The sequence below is a fragment of the Ruegeria sp. ANG10 genome (assembly GCF_040705255.1).
Taxonomy (GTDB): Bacteria; Pseudomonadota; Alphaproteobacteria; order Rhodobacterales; family Rhodobacteraceae; genus Ruegeria.
The window spans coordinates 870987-889905 of record NZ_JBFCVU010000001.1 but is presented as its reverse complement, the minus strand read 5'-3'; the positions used below and the strand labels follow the sequence as shown (position 1 = coordinate 889905).

Annotated in this window: 15 protein-coding genes; 11 read left to right on the top strand and 4 right to left on the bottom strand. The window is 58.2% G+C overall.

Annotated features, from left to right (window positions below):
* Positions 1–203 precede the first annotated feature (203 nt).
* From AB1A64_RS04025 to AB1A64_RS04010, 4 genes are all read left to right on the top strand, one after another.
* Positions 204–1202, top strand: a complete 999-nt coding sequence (locus AB1A64_RS04025) for a helix-turn-helix domain-containing protein (RefSeq protein WP_366550232.1) — start codon at positions 204–206, stop codon at positions 1200–1202.
* Positions 1203–1325: 123 nt separating this feature from the next.
* Entirely contained in the window at positions 1326–2891 is a 1566-nt protein-coding gene (locus AB1A64_RS04020) for a DUF4173 domain-containing protein (protein WP_366550231.1), read from the top strand.
* The gene (locus tag AB1A64_RS04015; protein WP_366550230.1) at positions 2888–3565 is read left to right on the top strand and encodes a response regulator transcription factor; all 678 of its coding nucleotides are present in this window, start codon (positions 2888–2890) and stop codon (positions 3563–3565) included. Before AB1A64_RS04020 ends, AB1A64_RS04015 begins: the two co-directional genes overlap by 4 nt.
* The gene (locus tag AB1A64_RS04010) at positions 3562–4536 is read left to right on the top strand and encodes a HAMP domain-containing sensor histidine kinase (RefSeq protein ID WP_366550229.1); all 975 of its coding nucleotides are present in this window, start codon (positions 3562–3564) and stop codon (positions 4534–4536) included. Before AB1A64_RS04015 ends, AB1A64_RS04010 begins: the two co-directional genes overlap by 4 nt.
* Before the next feature lie 87 nt (positions 4537–4623).
* Here AB1A64_RS04010 and AB1A64_RS04005 read toward each other — a convergent pair whose 3' ends face one another.
* The 3 genes from AB1A64_RS04005 to AB1A64_RS03995 form a co-directional block, all read right to left on the bottom strand.
* Positions 4624–6429, bottom strand: coding sequence for a BCCT family transporter (locus AB1A64_RS04005; RefSeq protein WP_366550253.1), 1806 nt, complete (start codon positions 6427–6429; stop codon positions 4624–4626).
* Between the two features lie 85 nt (positions 6430–6514).
* Complete coding sequence (locus AB1A64_RS04000; RefSeq protein ID WP_366550228.1) at positions 6515–9637, bottom strand: efflux RND transporter permease subunit; 3123 nt, start codon at positions 9635–9637, stop codon at positions 6515–6517.
* A gap of 8 nt (positions 9638–9645) precedes the next feature.
* Positions 9646–10746 carry an efflux RND transporter periplasmic adaptor subunit gene (locus AB1A64_RS03995; RefSeq protein WP_366550227.1) on the bottom strand — a complete coding sequence of 367 codons (1101 nt, stop codon included), beginning with the start codon at positions 10744–10746 and terminating at the stop codon, positions 9646–9648.
* A 183-nt stretch (positions 10747–10929) separates the two neighbouring features.
* Between AB1A64_RS03995 and AB1A64_RS03990 the strand changes: the two genes are divergently transcribed.
* From AB1A64_RS03990 to sstT, 4 genes are all read left to right on the top strand, one after another.
* Positions 10930–11343 (top strand): VOC family protein, encoded by a 414-nt coding sequence (locus AB1A64_RS03990; protein WP_366550226.1) that lies wholly within the window; start codon positions 10930–10932, stop codon positions 11341–11343.
* 19 nt (positions 11344–11362) lie between these two features.
* Positions 11363–11830, top strand: a complete 468-nt coding sequence (locus AB1A64_RS03985; RefSeq protein ID WP_366550225.1) for a cysteine hydrolase family protein — start codon at positions 11363–11365, stop codon at positions 11828–11830.
* A gap of 38 nt (positions 11831–11868) precedes the next feature.
* The gene (locus tag AB1A64_RS03980; protein ID WP_366550224.1) at positions 11869–12387 is read left to right on the top strand and encodes a hypothetical protein; all 519 of its coding nucleotides are present in this window, start codon (positions 11869–11871) and stop codon (positions 12385–12387) included.
* A gap of 144 nt (positions 12388–12531) precedes the next feature.
* On the top strand, positions 12532–13761 hold the full coding sequence (gene sstT / locus AB1A64_RS03975; protein ID WP_366550223.1) for a serine/threonine transporter SstT: 1230 nt from the start codon (positions 12532–12534) through the stop codon (positions 13759–13761).
* A 33-nt stretch (positions 13762–13794) separates the two neighbouring features.
* Here sstT and AB1A64_RS03970 read toward each other — a convergent pair whose 3' ends face one another.
* On the bottom strand, positions 13795–15114 hold the full coding sequence (locus AB1A64_RS03970) for an adenylate cyclase (protein ID WP_366550222.1): 1320 nt from the start codon (positions 15112–15114) through the stop codon (positions 13795–13797).
* A gap of 122 nt (positions 15115–15236) precedes the next feature.
* On the opposite strand from AB1A64_RS03970, the gene AB1A64_RS03965 reads away from it, so the two are divergent.
* From AB1A64_RS03965 to AB1A64_RS03955, 3 genes are all read left to right on the top strand, one after another.
* Positions 15237–15488: a hypothetical protein gene (locus tag AB1A64_RS03965; protein WP_366550221.1), complete on the top strand. Its 252-nt coding sequence runs from the start codon at positions 15237–15239 to the stop codon at positions 15486–15488.
* A 10-nt stretch (positions 15489–15498) separates the two neighbouring features.
* Positions 15499–17136: a sulfatase-like hydrolase/transferase gene (locus AB1A64_RS03960; protein WP_366550220.1), complete on the top strand. Its 1638-nt coding sequence runs from the start codon at positions 15499–15501 to the stop codon at positions 17134–17136.
* A gap of 107 nt (positions 17137–17243) precedes the next feature.
* Positions 17244–18911: a sulfatase-like hydrolase/transferase gene (locus AB1A64_RS03955; protein ID WP_366550219.1), complete on the top strand. Its 1668-nt coding sequence runs from the start codon at positions 17244–17246 to the stop codon at positions 18909–18911.
* Positions 18912–18919 lie beyond the last annotated feature (8 nt).

The following is an 18919-nucleotide window of genomic DNA, read 5'->3' as shown; positions in this document are numbered from 1 at the left end:
CCGCCGGGATCGATGGGCGTCGACAAATACTGGTCCCCCGTCAACCGCGTCGACAACGCATACGGCGACCGAAACCTCGTCTGCACATGCCCCCCAATGGACGCATACGCAGACGCAGCCGAGTAAAACGAATACCCCCCGCCCAGAAGGCGGGGGGTACACCAACCAAAACAACGCAGCCAAATCAGGCAGAGGGGGGAGCAATGAAACACTATGTCCTCGGCAACAACCACGTACAGTTGGCCCGAACAGCCTCTGAACGGCTGCGAAACATCGACGTTTTTCTAAGCGATCCCGAGGCCGAAGGTTCGGCTGAAATGGTTACCGAGTTTTTTCATGCTCTGAATGATCTTGTCGAAGATCACACCTATGCCGTCACCTTTCGGAATACATCCGAAGCCTTTACTGGCGACCCCCTGTATTGGGCGGGTCGCACTGCGATTTTCTGGGGCGGCATTCACAAACCCTGGAACTGTGCCAGACAGGACAAGACGCGCATTGCACAAATACTGAATCTGGCGTCACGCTCTATTCTGGTCGGGGGGGCTGCTCTGCTGCTGGCGCACAGCGCAAAGGCTGATGAATCTCTCGCCGCCATCCATCCGAATTTCACGGCCGCAGCGCAGGAGATCGGGCTTGCCGACTGCGACAAGTCCACGCACAAATCACCCGATGGTCGTGTACACAGTGCCGCAACCAAACTGAGCGCCCTGCGCCTGCTGGCAGAATTCGTGGCATTGGACCACGGCGAACATCTAGCCGAAAGCCTACGCGGCTATATTGGCCTGACCGAACCAAAACGCAGCTGTGCAAGCCAGTTGGCCAACCGCCTGATCCAACGGTCCGGGGCTGATCCGATGGTTCGGCAGGTGATCGAAAAGATGTTGAACAATGTCGAAGACCCATTGAAAATCTCGGACCTGTCGCAGGCGCTTGGGGCCTCGACCCGGCAGTTGCAGCGACGGTTTCTGAACAAGACGGGTGTCAAATTGTTGACCACCTATCGCGAGCTGCGGCTTGAGCGCGCCTACAGCCTGCTGCGCTATACCGACATGCCACAGCTTGAGATTTCAACAGCAACCGGGTTTTCATCAGCTTCGGCCTTGGGGCGGGCTTTCAGAGCTCAATATTCCACCACGCCCGAGGCCGTTCGCAGCTGCCGATTTGCCGGAGAACTTACGGATCACGGTGCGCTGCACTAACCTGCCAGACACCCCTTGCTGGGCCCGTTGGTCCGGGCCAATCTGCACCAATTCTGCACAACTGCTGCAAAGGTTCTGCGATCTGCCCCTGCAATCTTGAGGAAACTCAAGCAGGAGGCTGATATGCCCAATGAACTTATAATCCGGGGGGTGCCCCACTCGCTTGCCCATGATGGCTGGTGGCTGGCCAGCGAAAGCGGCGCGTCGGTTGACCCAACGCCCCGGCCTGCAACCCCGGGAAACGTGCTGGACGGCGTCCGAAGGTTTCCGCAGGCTACTGCACTGATCCTGCTTGTTCTGCTGGGCGATCTACTGTTCTGGGGTCACAAACCCGGGCTCTCTCTGGCCATTTTTGCCTGGTGCATCTTTGCTGCCGTCTGGGTGAACAAGCCCTCCCGCTCAAGACCGTTGGTGCCCGCAGTAGTGTTGATGCTGGCCACCTTGCCCTTGATAGAACATGTCCAGCTTTTGTCGGTGACCTTCCTGATCGCGGGACTGCTCAGCACGATCGTGTTGTTGCAAATCCCACCAGAGGTCAAATACCGCAAGCTCCTTCCCTGGTTGGCCGGTGGAGTACTGCGCCTGATCAAAAGGGTTCCTACTGCCGGGCTGAAGGAATGCGCAGCGCAGGTTCGGGGACGGTGCCGAAAACCAGTGGCACATGGCGAAACCGGGCGTTCAATCGTTCATGTATTCATCCGCAACTGGGCCTTTCCGTTGGGTGGCTTCTTCGTGCTTGAGGCTTTGCTGATCAGTGCTAATCCGGTGTTGGAACATGCTTTGCTACGAGTGCTTAAGATCGATTTCGATCTGTTTGTGCTGATCCGCCGGATCGCATTCTGGGGCGGGCTGGCATTGTTGATCTGGCCGTTTTTGACAGCCCCCGCGCCGGATGCGCCTATGGCAGCAGCCACGCCAAGCTGGAACATGTCACGCCTGTTGAATGCCGGATCGATTTTCAGAGCATTGGTCCTGTTCAACCTCATGTTGGCGGCGCAGAGCGTCATGGACATCTCAATCCTGTTCGGCGGCGCCGCCCTGCCCGAAGGTATGAGCCACGCCACATATGCCCATCGCGGTGCTTATCCCCTGCTGATGACGGCCTTGTTGGCCGGAGCTTTCGCATTGGCGGCGCGCCCCTTTCTTGGGCAAAGCCCAGCGTTGAAACCCTTGTTGCTTGTATGGCTGGCGCAGAACGTTTTGCTGACCTTGTCCGCAGCGTTCCGGTTGGACTTGTATATCGACGCGTTTGGCCTGACTTACCTACGGATCTACGCGCTGATCTGGATGGGATTAGTGGCAATTGGGTTGGTAATGGTGGCCTGGCAGGTGCAAAGGGGGCGTTCGTCCGGCTGGTTGATGCTGCGGGTCGCCATGTTGAGCGTGGGAACTCTCTATATCTGTGCGTTCATCAATTTTGCTGCGCTGATTGCGACGGATACATTGTCGCGTGCTGTAGATTCGGACAGTGCGACCCGAACCGACTGGGTCTATCTGTGTAGCTTGGGACATTCTGCGGCCAAGGCAATTTCGACCCAGATTGCCAAACAGCCGATCATACACCTTCCCGACTGGGCGCAAAGCTGTGTGCATCCTACTCCAACTCATCCGAACTGGCGCGAATGGGACTTTCGCACCGCACGCGTGAATGGCTATCTTACGGCGAACCCCAAAGGCGAGGCGCAATGAAAATCCTGTTGGTTGATGATGATCCCCGCCTGCGCGATCTGGCTGGTCTGGCGTTGGAACGCGCAGGGTTTCAGGTGATCACCGCCAGCGACGGCCAGATCGCCGTGACGCACGCCACCCGCGAAGCACCGGACCTGATCGTCCTGGATATTGGCCTGCCCGAGATGGACGGGTTCGAGGTCTGCCGCCGCATTCGCGCCCGGTCCGAGGTTCCGATCCTGTTCCTGACCGCGCGCGATGATGAGATTGACCGGATACTGGGCCTGGAAATGGGCGCGGATGATTATGTCACCAAACCCTTCAGCCCGCGTGAGCTGGTGGCGCGGGTGCGCGCGATCCTGAAACGTGTATCCGGGCCGCGATCCAGCCCGACCTTGACCCATGGGCGGATCACACTGGACCCCGGCGCGCATGTCTGCAGGTTGGACGGAAACGCCGTATCATTGACCGCGACCGAGTTCACTTTGCTAGCCACGCTGGTCGAACGCCCCAGTCAGGTACACACCCGTGCGCAGCTGATACAGGCGGTCTGGGGCGCGCTGTCGCAGGTCTCGGACCGTACTCTGGACAGCCATCTACGCAACTTGCGGGGCAAGCTGGCGCAGGCCGGTTGCACCGGAGTGATCGAAACTGTGCACGGGGTCGGCATCCGCATTCAGGACACCGCAGCATGAGGCGCAAGTGGCGCCCCAGCCTTGCCTTCGTGCTGGGCGGCGCCCTGTGCGGCACATTGCTGTTGTCCCTGACCGGGCTGGTTGCGTTTCGGTATCTGGGACCGGAACTGGGCTATCGCAATGCCGCCGTTTTGCTGGCGGTGATCATCACGGCGGCCACGGCTGTTCTAGGCTGGTTGTTGGTCCGCCTGCTGCTGCGACCGATCTTTGCGCTGGAGCGCTTTGCCACACAGGTCGTTCAGCATCCAGCTGGCCCACTGTCGCCGCCCTCGCGTTTTGGCACCAAGGAACTTGGAACCACCGCCCAGCGCGTCATCGACATGGCGGAAACCCTGCGCAACCGCGAAACCACCATCCGCAGTTTCTCGGACCATGTCACGCATGAGCTGAAGACCCCCGTTGCAACACTAAGGGCGGCAACGGAATTACTGCGCGACGATGAAACGCTATCCGCCGAAAACCTGAGGCTGGTGGACCAGATTGCCGGCGCGGGCGTGCAGATGGAACAGCAGATCGACGCCATGCGTCAGGTGGCCCGCGCGCGCGAGTCGCGTCATGAGGGGGTGACCTGCCTGAACGCGGTGCAAGACGCATTGCGCCGCGATTTTCCCACGCTCGATATGCGTCTTGAGGGCGGTGACCTGATAATCTCGATTGGTCCCAATGGCTTGCTGGTCGTCTTGCGCCAGTTGCTCGGCAACGCGCAAGAACATGGCGCGCAAGTTGTGACCCTGTCGGCAACAGGCGACGATACCGAAGTGAACCTGCGGTTTAGCGATGATGGCCAAGGGATTTCCCCCGGCAATGCAGCAAGGGTATTTGATCCGTTCTTTACCACCAAACGCGATCAGGGCGGTACCGGCATGGGTCTGTCCATCGTGCGCAACACGCTGCGGGCACATGGTGCGGATATCTCGTTACTACCGACACATGACGGCGCTGCTTTTTCGATCTGTTTTACGGCCAAATAGGCGCAGATCGTACTTAGGACCGGACAGTGTTCTCGAAGATTCAAACGATGTCCACAGATGCGCCGCTGAAATTTGGTTACATCCAGGTTAGGTTTCAGTCTCGTCTTCTTCGTAACGCGCGCGCCGCAGGTCATTGATCATCGCCTTGGCCAGCGAGACACACATCAGCAACAAGACCACGCTAAAAGGCAGCGCACCAATGATCATGGAATTGGTCAATGCCTCAAGCCCGCCGCCCCCGGCCATCAGCAGCGTTCCAATCACCAACGTCAGCAATCCGCCCCACAAAACGCGGTGCATGACCCCGGTTTTCTCGGCCCCGCCGGACATGATCGTGTTCATCACCAAAATGCCAGAATCCGCAGACGTAACCAGAAAGGTCATTGTCAGCACCACGCACATAAAACTGATGACTATCAGCAGATGCCCCGAGATCATCTCGCTGAGCGTCACAAACAGCGTCGCCGTGGTCGAGGCCGCGAGGATGGCGCCATCGGCGTCTCCGTTCAGTTCCAGATCGATGGCCGAGCCGCCCAGAATGGTCATCCAGGCAAAACAAACCAAAGACGGCGCAACCACCGCGCCAAGGATGAATTCGCGCACCGTGCGCCCGCGCGAGATGCGGGCCAGAAACAGGCCGACAAAAGGGGAAAAGGCAATCCACCACGCCCAGTAGAAGGTCGTCCAACCCGATTGCCAGTCGAACAGCCGCCCCGGCGTACCCGCGTCATAGGCGGCCTGCCTTGTCGTGTCAGGCAGGTCGGCCACGTCCCCGCTTAACCCTGCCAGAAAGCTGTCACTGGTGCCCCAGGCGTCGGTCGCACCGGGGAAAAGTTCGGCCACGAAAGGGGCGGCTTCGGGTGGCAGGGCCGCGGCATACTCGGATTGGGACATCGGGGAATGGGCCTGCAGGCTGAGCGGTATGAAATTGACGATATAGTCCACCAACGCCTGCCCATAGATCCTGATCGCAAAAGAAAACGAACCAAAGAAAATGAACACCGCCAGAAGGATCAGCGACAGGATCAGATTGAGGTTCGAAAGGTATTTCACCCCTCGCCCCACGCCGGACACCGCCGAAAGGGTCGACATCATCATCACCAACGCCAGCGCCACAATCAGACCGACGGTCGAGGGCTTCATGACCCCTTCCATCAACCACTGCGCACTGGTGATCAGAAAGGCCCCGTCGACAAGCTGCGACACCCCATACCCGATGGTCACCGCCACCCCAAGGATGGTCGCCACGACACCCAATATATCAATCACGTGGCCCGCAACCCCATTGGAATACTCGCCCAGCAGCGGCGTCAGCGCTGTTCTGATCGTCAGAGGCATGTCGCGGGTATAGGCGTAATAGGCCAGGCTCAACCCTGTCACCACGTAGATGGCCCAGGCGTGAAATCCGGTATGCAGAAAAGTATATCGGTATGCACCCTGAATCGCCTCGGCGCTTTTCGGGGCGACCTCACCAGACATGGTAAGCGGATTTGATTCCCACAGGCCCAGCGGTTCCGCCGTGGCATATACCATCAGCCCTACGCCCAGCCCGGCCCCGAACATCATCGAAAACCAAGAAAAATTGGTAAATTCGGGCCGCTCATCATCACCCCCCAACCGCATACGCCCGGTGGCAGGAAGGAGAGCAACCACAAACAGAAAGAAGGCAAACAACGCGACCGAGAGGTTGTAGAAGACGTTGAACTCGCTCAGCAGCCCGGATTTCCACGATCTCAGCGTGTCATTCGCGTTTAGCGGCCAGACCAACGCCCATAGCACCAGCAACGAGACAGCGATCTTGCTGACCAGCGCAATCGGCAGGTTGTAGCCCTTGTAAAACCCGCTGTCCTGCCGTTCGATTTTAAGATCCGTAAAGGGGTCTTGCAGCGACATTTTGCGTGGGCCCACCTCGGTTTCCGTGCCGTTCAGCATCCGAGAAACCCCGGAAGACTGCAACAATTTTCAGGTCTTGCGGGAACTACTCGTCGGCAGTTCGCAACCCAACCAGCCATTCCCGGACGGTCTGGAACGCCGCATACAGCACCGGGATCATCAGCAGACCCAGCGTGCTGTCCAGGATCATGCCGAACAGAACCGGATACCCCACCGAGACCCGCGCTGCCGCCCCAGCCCCGCTGGACAGAACCAGCGGCATAACCCCCACGATGAAACACAGGCCCGTCATCGTCACAGGCCGGAACCGAATTTCAGCCGCCTTTAGGGCCGCGTCCTTAATGCTGGCCCCGCTTTCACGCTGCTGATTGGCAAATTCGACCACCATGATCGCCTTTTTCGCGGCCAACCCGATCAGCAGTACCATCCCCACCTGCGCAAAGATATTGCTGGTCAGGAAAGGCAATGCCGCCAGCGGGATCAACGCGCCCAACAGGGCAAAGACCGCTGACGTGATGATCGACAGCGGCAGAATCCAGCTTTCATACAGCACCACAAGAAACAGATAGGCTAAGACCAACGCCGACAGCATGATGAAGGGCACAAGCCCCTGTGCCTTCACCTCTTGCTGGGTGACACCCGACCAGTCGATCCGAAACCCGTCAGGCAGCGACTTTTCGGCAATCGCCTGCATCGCGATGATTCCGTCGCCCGAACTGACCCCTTCGGCCAATTGCGCACTGACCGAGGCCGCAGTGAACAGGTTGTAGCGCGGGATCGTGTCCGGCGCGAGGACCGGTTCGCTGCTGACGAAATTGCGCACGGGCAGCGAGTCTCCGGCGCTGTTTTTGACATAGATGTTATCCACGTCATCCAGCGTCTGACGGAATTCGGCATCCGCTGAAATCACCACCCAATAGACGCGCTCGTCCAGTATGAAATTATCCACGAAATACGAGCTGAGATTGGCCTGCAACGCAGTAAAGATATCCGCCACGCTGACGCCCAGGGTCTCGGCCCGGTCGCGGTCGATGGACAGTTTGTATTGCGGGCTTTGGGCCGAGAAATCGCCATGCGCACGCGAAAACTCGGGCGCGGCATTCAGGGCGATGACAAAGCCGTTCATCACCGCATCCAATTGTGCCCCGTCGCCTTTGCCCAGATCCAGCAGTTGGACCGAGATACCCCCAGTCGAGCCCAGCCCGTGAATGGTTGGAAACGGAAACACGTATGAGACTCCATCGGGCAATGTCGCCAGCTGTCGTTCAAGCCCATGCATGATGGCGTACCACTGCAAATCCGGGCTGGTGCGCTGTTCCCATGGGGTGAGCGTAACAATGGCCATGCCCACATTCGAACGTCCCCCGGCCAGCATAGAATGGCCCGAGACCGTTGTGACCGCTGCAACCCCTGGCGTCTGTTCGATCAGCTCTCCCACCTGCGCCATGAAGACCTGGGTGCGCTGTAACGAGGCCCCGTCCGGCAGCTCCACCGACGCCATCAGAACACCGTTGTCTTCCTGTGGGATCAGGCCGGTGGGTACAGTTTTGAACAGATACACTGTTACGCCAACGGCCCCGGCAAATACCAACAGCGATACCGCCATATAGCGCAGCATCAGCTCCACAAGACGCAGGTATTGACGCCGCAGCCAGAAAATCACTGCCGGAACAATCGCCAGCGGACCGATGGGCTTGCTGTCAGTTTTCAGCATCATCGCGCACAAGACCGGTGCCAACGTCAGAGCATTCACCGCAGACAGGACAAAGGCAAAGATGATCGTCAGCGCGAATTGGAAATAGATCGTGCCCGTCACGCCGGGAAAGAAGCAAACCGGCACGAAAACGGCCGCCAGAACAAAGGTCGTCGCCACGATCGGCCGGTTGACCTGAGACATCGCCTTCAGGGTCGCGTCACGCGGGTCCAATCCCTCATCCCGCAGGATGCGTTCTGCGTTCTCGATGATGATGATCGCGTCATCCACGACCAGAGTAATAGCCAGAACCAAGGCGAACAGCGTGATCATGTTGGCGCTGAACCCGATGGCATAAATCAGCGCCACCGCCCCCAGCAGCGACACCGGGATGGCGATGGCCGGCACGATGGTTGCGCGCAGGCTGGCCAGAAACAGAAAAGTCACCGCAATCACCAGCCCCGCCGTCAGGGCCAGCGTCGTCATGATATCGCGGATCGAAACGCGCACCGCGTCGGTGACATCATAGGTGATCTCATACGACACGCCCTTGGGAAATTTCGCCGACAGATCCTTCATCAAGGCGCGCAGAGAGTCTGAAATCTCAAGCGCGTTGGCCTCACTTTCCTGATAGACAGCGATGGTGGCCGAGTCCTTGCCATTCAGCTTGGTCGACCCGGAATAGGTGGCCGCGCCCAGCTCGATCCGGGCGATATCCTCAAGCCGGGTGACTGACCCGTTGGGGTCCGAGGCGACAATGATCCGCCCAAATTCCTCGGCATCGCGTAACAGTCCCTCAGCCCGCAGCTTGAACTGGAAATCGGTGCGTCCTTCGGCAAAGGGCGGGGCCCCGACCTGTCCAGCGGCGGCGATGACGTTCTGATCCTCGATGGCGTCGGCCACCTCGGCGGCAGTGATATTCAACGCGGCCATACGCACAGGATTGATCCAGACCCGCATGCTGTACTCCAGCTGACCGAATTGCGACACCGTCCCCACCCCCGGCAATCGCTGCAACGGATCATGTAGAAAATCTGCGCCGAAATTGCTGAGAAACAGCTCATCCCGCGATCCATCGGGCGAGGTCAGGTTGATCACCACGATCATGTTGCCCGACCGCTTGGTCACCTCGACCCCTTGCTGCAACACGGCCGAGGGCAGTTCGGAACTGGCCAGCGCCACGCGGTTTTGCACCTCAACAGCCGCCACGTCGGGGTCAGTGCCTAGCTCAAAGGACACGTTCAGCATATAGGTACCGTCATTCGAGCTTTTGGACGACAGCGATAACATGCCCGGAATGCCGTTCACACGCTCTTCGATGGGGGTGGCGACGGATTCAAGAATGACCTGCGCGTCCGCCCCCGGGTAAGACGTATCCACATAGATCTGCGGCGGCGTGATATGCGGGTATTCGGTGATTGGGATCAGGCGTATACAGACCGCGCCGAACAGAACCATCAGGATCGCAATCACGGCTGCAAAATGCGGCCTGTCGATGAAGTAGCGTGCGATCAAACCGGCCCCTAACCCTGACTGTCGACCGCTTTCACGACCAGCCCGTCATGTATTTTCTGAAGTCCCTGCACCACTACACGGTCGCCTTCGCTCAGCCCGGATACCACCTGAGTGCGGGTCGCGGTCTGAGTGCCGATCTCGATATTCTGCCGGTGGGTTTTGCCGTCACCGTCAACCGAAAACACGAAATAACCCTGCTTGTCGAACTGCACAGCGTTGCGCGGAACGGTCAGCACTTTGGGATCCTCTGAACCGGCCAAACCCACGGTCACGAATTGACCGGGGATCAGCACGCCGTCAGGGTTGGCGAAACTGGCGCGCAGCTCAATCGTATCGGTGTTCTGGCTGACGCTGTCGCCCACGAATATGACTTTGCCGGTGGAGGCATAGGATTCCCCATCCGCCAGTTTGATGTTTGTAGTCAGCTTGATGTTGCCCGGCGTGATCCGCCCTTTGCGACGTTCTTGCAGCAAGACCGGCTCGCTGATGTAAAAACTAACCAGTATCGGATCAACGCTGGTGACGGTTGCCAGAACTCCGGTATCGGAGCTTACCAAATTACCCGCATCCACTGCCGACAACCCGATGCGCCCGTCAATGGGGCTGAGGATTTCCGTATAGTCCAGATCAATTTGCGCGATCTTCAGATCGGCCTTCGCCTCATCCACTGCGGCCTGCCCTGCGGCATATGTCGCCAAGGCAGTGTCCAACACGGCTTGCGGAATATCGCCCTTGTCGAACAGAGCCTGTTGCCGATCCAATGCAGCTTTGTCTGCCTGCGCGCTGGCCTGCGCACTTTTCAACGCCGCCTGTGCGCTGTCCACACTGGCCGCGTATTTCTGCTTTTCAATCCGAAATAGCACATCCCCTTTGGCAACAGTTCCGCCTTCGGTAAAATTGACTTCTTCCAGAAACCCTTCGACGCGGGCCTGCAGATCGACGCTTTGATCCGCTACGACCCGGCCAACGAACTGGGCCTTTTTCTGCAAATCCTCCAATGTCACTGGCGCGACCATCACACTTGGCGGCGGCGCGTCGGACTGGGCCGCTGCCGGGCCCGGCAGAAACAAGGGGATCAATGCGCAAACAAACAGCTTGGTAGGGTTCATCAAGGACCCCTGGTAGTTTGTGATCCCTTCACTATCCCTGCATCCCCCAAACGGCGCAACGGTTTTCTGACTGTCACGGCGCACGCATTTCCCTGCTATATCAATCCCTTTGATACAGGGCTTGCCTGTCGCTGGTTCTTGGGATTTTCTGACGCCAACCACCAATCAAAAGGCCGGGCCTTCATGAAACTTGAATTCCATCACATCAACTTTGTCTCTGATGATGTTGAGCGGTTGCACCGTTTCTACACTCAGGTTCTGGGGTTGGCCGATATCCCGATCGAGAATTTCCCGCGGCCCGATGAAACCAACGAAAAGGGCTATAGCGGCAAGATTCGCTTTGCCACCGACGGGGCCATGCAGATGCATCTGGCCGAAAAGAACCTCGACGTCGCGTTCAAACATGGTGAGACTATCAACCCCGTCGAACGCGGTCACATCGCGTTTCGCACCGATGATATCGAGGCGTTCAAAAAGCTGCTCGACGACAACGGCATTCCCTATTCGGACTATGGCACCGCTTTCGCGAAAGAGTGGCACCAACTGTTTTTCCACGACCCCGAAGGCAATATCATCGAAGTTCATCAAGCCGTTTAGCCAGCATCGGAGGCATTGATTGAAACAGGCCGTATTGGTTGTCGATGTTCAGCCCTGCTTTGATCCGCCCCAATGGCTGGTCGAGCGCAGCCGCCTGTTGGCGGCCAAATTCCCCTCGGTCGCTACCGTTGAACGCCATGACGAGGACAAAGTTCCCTTTTTTCGGCAAATTGGGTGGAAGCCACGTTCTGTCGACGACAGCCTTGTTCAGGCAGACCATATTGTCCTGAAATACGGCTACAGCCCACCCCCGGAAGTCATCGCACAATTTCAAAGCTGGAAGATCGACCGAGTGCTGGTCTGCGGCATTCAGGCCGACACTTGCGTTTTGGCAGCAGGGTTCGCCCTATTTGACGCGGGCCTGCAACCGACCATAATTGCAGATACGGTTGTCGGGTCCTCGCTGGATCGCAGCGGCAAGCTGGGTGTGGACCTTTGGCGACATCATTTTGGTCAGGTGATTGATAGGCACTTAGATATTTTGTGAAGGCACAATCCCTGTCCGCATCAGAGAGGAGAGATATTGTGACCTCGAAGCTTTTTCTAACACAAACGGTCATTGCTATTTTTGTGGCTGCTCATGGTGGCGCCGCAAATGCAGAAGGTTTTTCGCTGACCGGCCAATACGAAGGGCGCTATGCCTGTGACAGCACCACGGGTGGCGTGCCCTCAAGCTGGTCCGACCCCATGAGCGCTGGGATCGTTCAGGACGGGGACAGCATTTCCATCGACCTGCGGTATACCGACAAACAAGAGCTTGGGGCCGAATACTCGCTTTATTCCGGTTCGGTTGTTCTGAACCCAGAAGGCACTTTGATCAGCGGCTATTTCGAAGCCTGCGGTGGCACCTTCCCGTCGAAAGAGCTCGCGCGGATTTTTCCCGCTGCTGCAAACACGCCGTTCAGTTTTTCGGTGACCAGTGTCTGGGCTTCGGATCAGGTGCCAAACCTGCCAGGCCTAACTGTTCAGACCTGCACCTGGAGCCTGCAGCGTGTGTCCACGGAAACGCCTACGTTGCGGCCCTGTGAGACGGCAGATCGCTAGGGCGAAATCCCATCTGGATCTATTTATTAAGTCCAGATGTTTAAATTGGATCCAAAATGCCCATATAGCCGCAATCGTACAAATTAACCGTGCCTGAACAGCGACAATTCCCTGTCAGGCCCTCAATCGAACTGGATGGTTCCGATGAATTTTATTCTACGCGGTAGCCTGGTTACGCAAATCATCATCGGTCTGGTGGCCGGTGCCCTTCTCGCCACCCTCTGGCCCGCTGCTGGTTCAGCCGTCGGTCTGCTGGGTGATTTCTTTGTCGACGCCCTGAAAGCCGTTGCACCGGTTCTGGTGCTGATCCTGGTCTGCGCTGCGATCACCAACCACAAGAAAGACAGCCAGGCCCGCATGGGGCCAGTGGTGCTGTTGTATATCCTTGGCACGTTTGCCGCCGCGCTGGTTGCGGTGGCCGCCAGTTTCCTGTTCCCGGTCTCACTGCACCTGACCGGCACGCCTCAGCTTTTGGACGCGCCTGACGGCCTGGCCGAGGTCGTAAAGAACATCTTGCTGAAAATTGTGGATAATCCGGTGAATGCGCTGGCCGAGGCCAACTATATCGGCATTCTCGCCTGGGCCATCGGCCTTGGGCTGGTTTTCCGCCACGCCAGCGACTCGACCAAGACCCTAATGTCCGATCTGGATGGCGCAATCACCAAGATCGTCGCCGCCATTATCCGGGTCGCCCCCATCGGTATCTTTGGCATCGTGGCCTCGACCATTGCCGAAACCGGCTTTGAAACGGTTGCCAGCTATGGCCAATTGCTGTTGCTGCTGATCGGCTGCATGGCGTTCATGGCGCTGGTAGTTAACCCGCTGATCGTGTTCCTGCGCATTCGCAAGAACCCCTATCCGCTGGTCTTCACCTGCTTGAAGGAATCCGGGATCACCGCGTTCTTCATGCGCAGCTCGGCCGCCAACATCCCGGTCAACATGGAACTGTGTCGCCGTATGAACCTGGATGAGGAAACCTATTCGGTCACCATCCCCATCGGCGCCACGATCAATATGGCCGGTGCGGCCATCACCATCACCGTGATGACGCTGGCGACCGTGCACACCATGGGTATTCAGGTCGACTTCTTCTCGGCCCTGTTCCTCAGCATCATCGCCTCGATAGCAGCTACAGGCGCATCGGGCGTTGCCGGCGGGTCCCTGTTGCTGATCCCGATGGCCGCCAGCCTGTTCGGCATCGACAATGCAACGGCCATGCAGGTGGTCAGCATCGGGTTCATTATCGGCGTTCTTCAGGACTCGGCGGAAACCGGCCTGAACTCGTCGACCGATGTGCTGTTCACGGCGGCAGGATCGTACAAGCAAGGCGATCCCTACCCACGCAAACTACCAATGGAGCAGGTCGCCGCGTAAGCGACCTTGATCCCACCCCACAACCGTCAGGTATTACTCGGCGGTTGTGGGGCCTGCACTACCCCACCCGGCTGCGCGCATGGCTGATGTCAATTCGCGCACAGGGGCCGGATCGGCAAACACCCTGGTTTTCAACGCCTCCAACGGAAAGTTTGGCCAGGTCTTGGCGTGTAATTCGGCCAGTCTGCGCGCCTCACCCCGATCCCCGTTTTGCCAATGCGCGGCCATCAGATAGGCAGTTGAAATTGGCCCGAATGGGCCGCCGCGTGCAATCGTTTCCTCATAGGTTCGGATTGTGCCCGCATAGTCGCCTGTGTGAAACTGCGCCGCGCCCAGCGCGTTTCCGGCCACCGACCCACCCCCATCTTCAGCCAGCGCCTGATAGTGCTTTGCCTGTGAAAGTACGCGTTCAAAGTCAGAAGTATAAAGCGATATCAGGGCGTCAAACTCCGCAATGTGCGGATCATTGGGGGCCAACTTGGTTGCCCTGTGCGTCAGACTGACAGCCTGGTCGAAATTACCAGCAGCAAATTCAGACCATGCTCTGGCAGACAAAGCCCAGGGCGCGTCTGGGGCCAGTTCCAGCGCGTGGGCGCTGTTCTTATCGGCGGCACCAAGCAACTCTTCTGCGACAGGATCGTAGAACTGTAAAATGGCCAGCATGGTTTCTACCTGCGCAGCCCCTGCATAGCCGCAATAATACAGCGGGTCCCGCTGGGATGCCGTTTCAAACACCATAAGAGCCGGGCGGAGACGTGGTAAATCCACGACCGGAAAAATCAGGTCCCGACCAGCGCTGCACAGGTTCATCGCCTCGACGCGGGTCGGAGAAACATCGTAGATCGTGGATTGATCGCCGGTGGTCTGTGGCGCATTGCTGCCGCTCAGAAGCGTGGCTGCCACATAGCCGACAAGGCCCAACAGAACCGCTCCGGTTACCGCTCCGACTAGCAACAGATTGCGCTTGCCTCCGATCTCGGCCGCACCCGACCGAAACTCTGGCGCGTAGCTGCCGACGGGCAAGGAAATGACCACCGGGTCCGCCGCGCCTTGGCCCCCGTAATACGCCTTGAGCTTGCGCCGAACGCGACCCGCGTCGACACGCACGACCCCCTCGCGCCGGGACAGGTCATCGGTGCTGTAACCATAGACATCCATGGCAATCGTCTTGGCGCGGATTTCATCCGTACGCCCGGCCAGCGCCTCGGTCACGACATAGGTCAGAAAAGACTGCATCCGCGCCGAACCCTTGAAATCCTTCGACGCAAGCACCCGATCAAGCGCCGACTGGATCTGTTCCTTTGGGAACGATCCTGCATCCCGTTGCTGGGTATCGTCGGTTGCGGCAGTCAAGAACTATCCTTTCAAGGTAAGGACTTGGCAGCATGCTGCTACGGTAGCATGCGCCTTAATACGTTCAAGACATATTCTTGGACAGGCATGCTTGGTGGGCGAATCCAACGGATGCCGTTTCCATGACCGATGAAGACTTCTTTGCAGCACAATTCCCGGGCACGGCACATCAACTGCAGGCTTTGCGCGCCCGGGACAAGGAGTTTGACCAAATCTGCGCCGACTACCACGAGGTATTCCGCGAGTTGGCGCTAGCCCCGCAATCCGCAAGCGGCACGCAGGCCCGCTACCTCGCGGATCTGGCCGAAAGCGTCTCGGATTTGCGTAACAGCATTGAAGTACAGTTGCGCGCCCCTGACTGCACAAATGAGTGAAAGGTTGACCATGAAACTTTGTACCCTTCTGCCCCTGCTGATCCTAACTGCCAACCCGGCCATTGCTCAGGACTCTCCGATCATCCACGATGGCGAGTTCGAATACTTGCGCGCGCAGTTCGGCACGGCCTGGGACGCACAGGATGTTGAAATTGACGCCAAGCTTGCCGAAATCCGCGATGCGAATGGCGGCCAACCACCCAATTTCCTTTACATCCTGATCGATGACGTGAGCTTCGGTCAGATGGGCGACCGCAAGATGAACTACGTGATGGGGATTGAGACGCCGAACATCAACCATCTGGCGACCGAAGGCTTGTCGCTGATGCGGATGTACACAGAGCCGTCCTGTACGCCCACGCGCACGGCGATGTTGACGGGTCGCCATCCGGTGCGGGCCGGGGTGGAAGAAGTCAAGGTGGCGTTGGTAGGTGAGGGTCTTCCGGCCTCAGAGGTCACCCTGCCGGAGATTCTGAAACAGGCGGGCTACAACACCACGCATATTGGCAAATGGCATCAGGGCGACATCGAAGAATCCTACCCACACAATCAGGGATTCGACTGGGCCGCCTTCCCCCTGCACCAACAAGTCCAGCTGAGCCTCATGACCCCCGAGGCGATGCGGGCCAACAACATGCTGGGTTATGTTTCTGAGGGACAGAACAATCAGTTCCTCCTGGACGAGCGGTTCAAGCCCTACGGTCTGGTAACAGGTGTCGAGGCCCAAGCCGGGGGAGTGGCCCGCGAAGTCGACATGGCGGCGGGTGAGGTTTGGACCCAAGGAAAATACGAAGACATGAACCTGCGGTATCAGCAACAGGTGTTAGAACAGTTGCAACGCGTCGCGGCCGAGGATGCGCCGTTCTTCCTGCAGTACTGGCCGCTTTACCCGCTCAATTTCGTGTATCCCGATCAGGCGATTTCACGGAATGGAGGGTTTCACGCGGACAAACTGCAATTGTTGGACGGCTGGATCGGTGATCTGCTGGGCGTGCTGGAAGAAAGCGGCAAGGCCGACAATACGATCGTGATCCTGATGGCCGATAATGGCCTGATGTATCACTACGAAGGCACCTCGGGCCTGAACCAGTTGATCTATCGCGGTGGCAAGACCCAACACCTTGAGGGTGGCGTGCGCACCGATGCCTTCATACGCTGGCCTAACGTGATCGAAGCAGGTAGTGCGGCGGGCGATATCTTTCACGTCTCAGACATCTACACCACAATGGCCCGGATCGCCGGGGCGACCGATTACATCCCGCGCGACCGCGTGATTGACGGCATCGACCAGACTGCGCTTTTGCTGAACGGCGAAGGTCACGGACGGCGGGATTATGTCTATGTCTACGAAGGCCCGGTGCTGCGATCTGTGGTCAAGCAAGAGTTCAAGATGCACCTGCCCGCCCCCGGCCAGCCCGGCGCGGCGGCGCCGACCTACAACATCTATCGTGATCCACGCGAAAAACACCCGCTGGTCGGATATTCTCTTTGGGCCGGGGCATCGTTTCAGGACATGGTCAAACGCCATCAGAAAATGATTGCGAAATACCCGCATTCCGAGATTGGTAAAGGCCTGCCTTACGAAGGGATCGAAAACCTGCGCCCGGAATCAGAACTGGCGCGCGAAACCTTCATGAGCTGGCAATGAAGCTGGCCCGTAGAAATTTGCTATCAGATATCGTAATGTTTCAATGTGATAAAAATACTGCGCCTTCGACCATTGGTCGCGTCACGCTTGTTTTTAGGGGGTAAGGAATGAAACTGACATGCTCGATCATTCTGTTCGCGGGCTTGGTTGCCGCAACGGCGAATGCGCAAGAAGATCCAATTCAACACGACGCCGAGTTCTACATCCTGCAGGCCCAGCATGCAGAGCAATGGATGCAGGATGATGCCGCCGTCGACGACGCCCTGGCCACGTTTCGGGACGGCAATGGGGGCAAACCACCGAACATCGTCAGCGTGCTGATCGACGATATGGGCTTCGGCGACATGGGCATCCCCGAACTTAACGCGGTGCGGGGCTATGAGACACCGAATATCAACGACTTCTCGGATCAGGCCATGAGGATGGTGCGCATGTATACCGAACCTTCTTGCACACCGACCCGCGTGGCGCAGATGACTGGGCGGTTACCCGTACGCATGGGTATGGGCGATACAACAGTGGATATTGCCGGATTTGGATTGCCGGAAAACGAGGTCACCTTGGCCGAGGTTCTGAAACAGGCGGGCTATGCGACCAGTCATGTCGGCAAATGGCACATGGGCGATATCGCTGAAAGTTGGGCGATGAATCAGGGGTTTGACTATGCCCAGCACGCCATCCATCAGCAGGGTCAACTGACCATCTTCAACGACGATGCGATTAAAGAACAGGTCTCGGTCGCGATCCGCGACTATGATGACAAATACACGCTAGATGGTTGGTTCCGACCGGACTCTGCCGCGATGATGACGGTCATCGAAGGGGAAACCGGCGGTCCGATCCGTGAAATCCGAATGGAGACCGGTGAGCGCTGGAACGCTGCAAAATACGATGAGATGAACCAGGCCTTTCAGGACAAGACGCTAGAGGAACTGGACCGCCTCGCAGGCGGCGAAGACCCGTTTTTCCTGCAATACTGGCCGATGATCCCGCTGGACAACACCCGCGCCGGACGGTCGGGGCCAGAGAGCGTGAATGGTGGTCTGTATGTGGACAAGATGCAGTTGCTGGATCAGTGGCTGGGTGACTTATTCACGCGGCTGGAAGAGCTGGGGCTGACTGAAAACACTGTGGTTGTCGTTATGGGTGACAATGGCCATTTCACCAAGTACGCGCCGCAATCCGGGTTCACTCCGCTGATCTATGCGGGGGGCAAAGGCGACACGACCGAAGGCGGCATCCGCGTCGACGCCTTCATTCGCTGGCCCGGCATAATCGAGGCTGATGGGTTGCTCAACAGCATTATCCACGTCTCGGACCTCTATACGACGCTGTCGCGCTTTGCCGGGGCCGATCAGTATATCCCGCGGGATCGACTGGTGGATGGTGTGGACCAATCCGCCGCCCTGCTGTTTGCCGATGAATCCAAAGCGCGGCGCGATCACGTCATCGTCTATTCGGTGAACAAACCCGAGGCGATCGTGAAGGACCAGCTTAAGCTGAAACTGCCGGGCGCCGGGGAAAGCGCTATTTTGGCTAAGTTCTTTGATCTCTACCGGGACACGCGCGAGGAATATTCAGTCTCGACCGAGGTTGGCGCCTGGGGCGGGCAGGAATTCGCACGCATTCTTGGTCGTCACATGGCCCGTAAAGAGAAATTTCCCGACACCCCTCCCGCCTATGGCGTACCTTACGAGGGGATCGAGAACATCCGCCCCGAAACCCAACAGGCCGTCGAAGCGTTCATGACCAAGCGCGCCTCGCCGCAGCAATAACGCGGACC

Excerpts from the sequence above, each read along its gene's own strand:
- AB1A64_RS04025 (WP_366550232.1), top strand. The coding sequence starts at position 204 with ATGAAACACTATGTCCTCGGCAACAACCACGTACAGTTGGCCCGAACA.
- AB1A64_RS04020 (WP_366550231.1), top strand. The coding sequence starts at position 1,326 with ATGCCCAATGAACTTATAATCCGGGGGGTGCCCCACTCGCTTGCCCAT.
- AB1A64_RS04015 (WP_366550230.1), top strand. The coding sequence starts at position 2,888 with ATGAAAATCCTGTTGGTTGATGATGATCCCCGCCTGCGCGATCTGGCT.
- AB1A64_RS04010 (WP_366550229.1), top strand. The coding sequence starts at position 3,562 with ATGAGGCGCAAGTGGCGCCCCAGCCTTGCCTTCGTGCTGGGCGGCGCC.
- AB1A64_RS04005 (WP_366550253.1), bottom strand. The coding sequence starts at position 6,429 with ATGTCGCTGCAAGACCCCTTTACGGATCTTAAAATCGAACGGCAGGAC.
- AB1A64_RS03995 (WP_366550227.1), bottom strand. The coding sequence starts at position 10,746 with ATGAACCCTACCAAGCTGTTTGTTTGCGCATTGATCCCCTTGTTTCTG.
- AB1A64_RS03990 (WP_366550226.1), top strand. The coding sequence starts at position 10,930 with ATGAAACTTGAATTCCATCACATCAACTTTGTCTCTGATGATGTTGAG.
- sstT (WP_366550223.1), top strand. The coding sequence starts at position 12,532 with ATGAATTTTATTCTACGCGGTAGCCTGGTTACGCAAATCATCATCGGT.
- AB1A64_RS03965 (WP_366550221.1), top strand. The coding sequence starts at position 15,237 with ATGACCGATGAAGACTTCTTTGCAGCACAATTCCCGGGCACGGCACAT.
- AB1A64_RS03960 (WP_366550220.1), top strand. The coding sequence starts at position 15,499 with ATGAAACTTTGTACCCTTCTGCCCCTGCTGATCCTAACTGCCAACCCG.
- AB1A64_RS03955 (WP_366550219.1), top strand. The coding sequence starts at position 17,244 with ATGAAACTGACATGCTCGATCATTCTGTTCGCGGGCTTGGTTGCCGCA.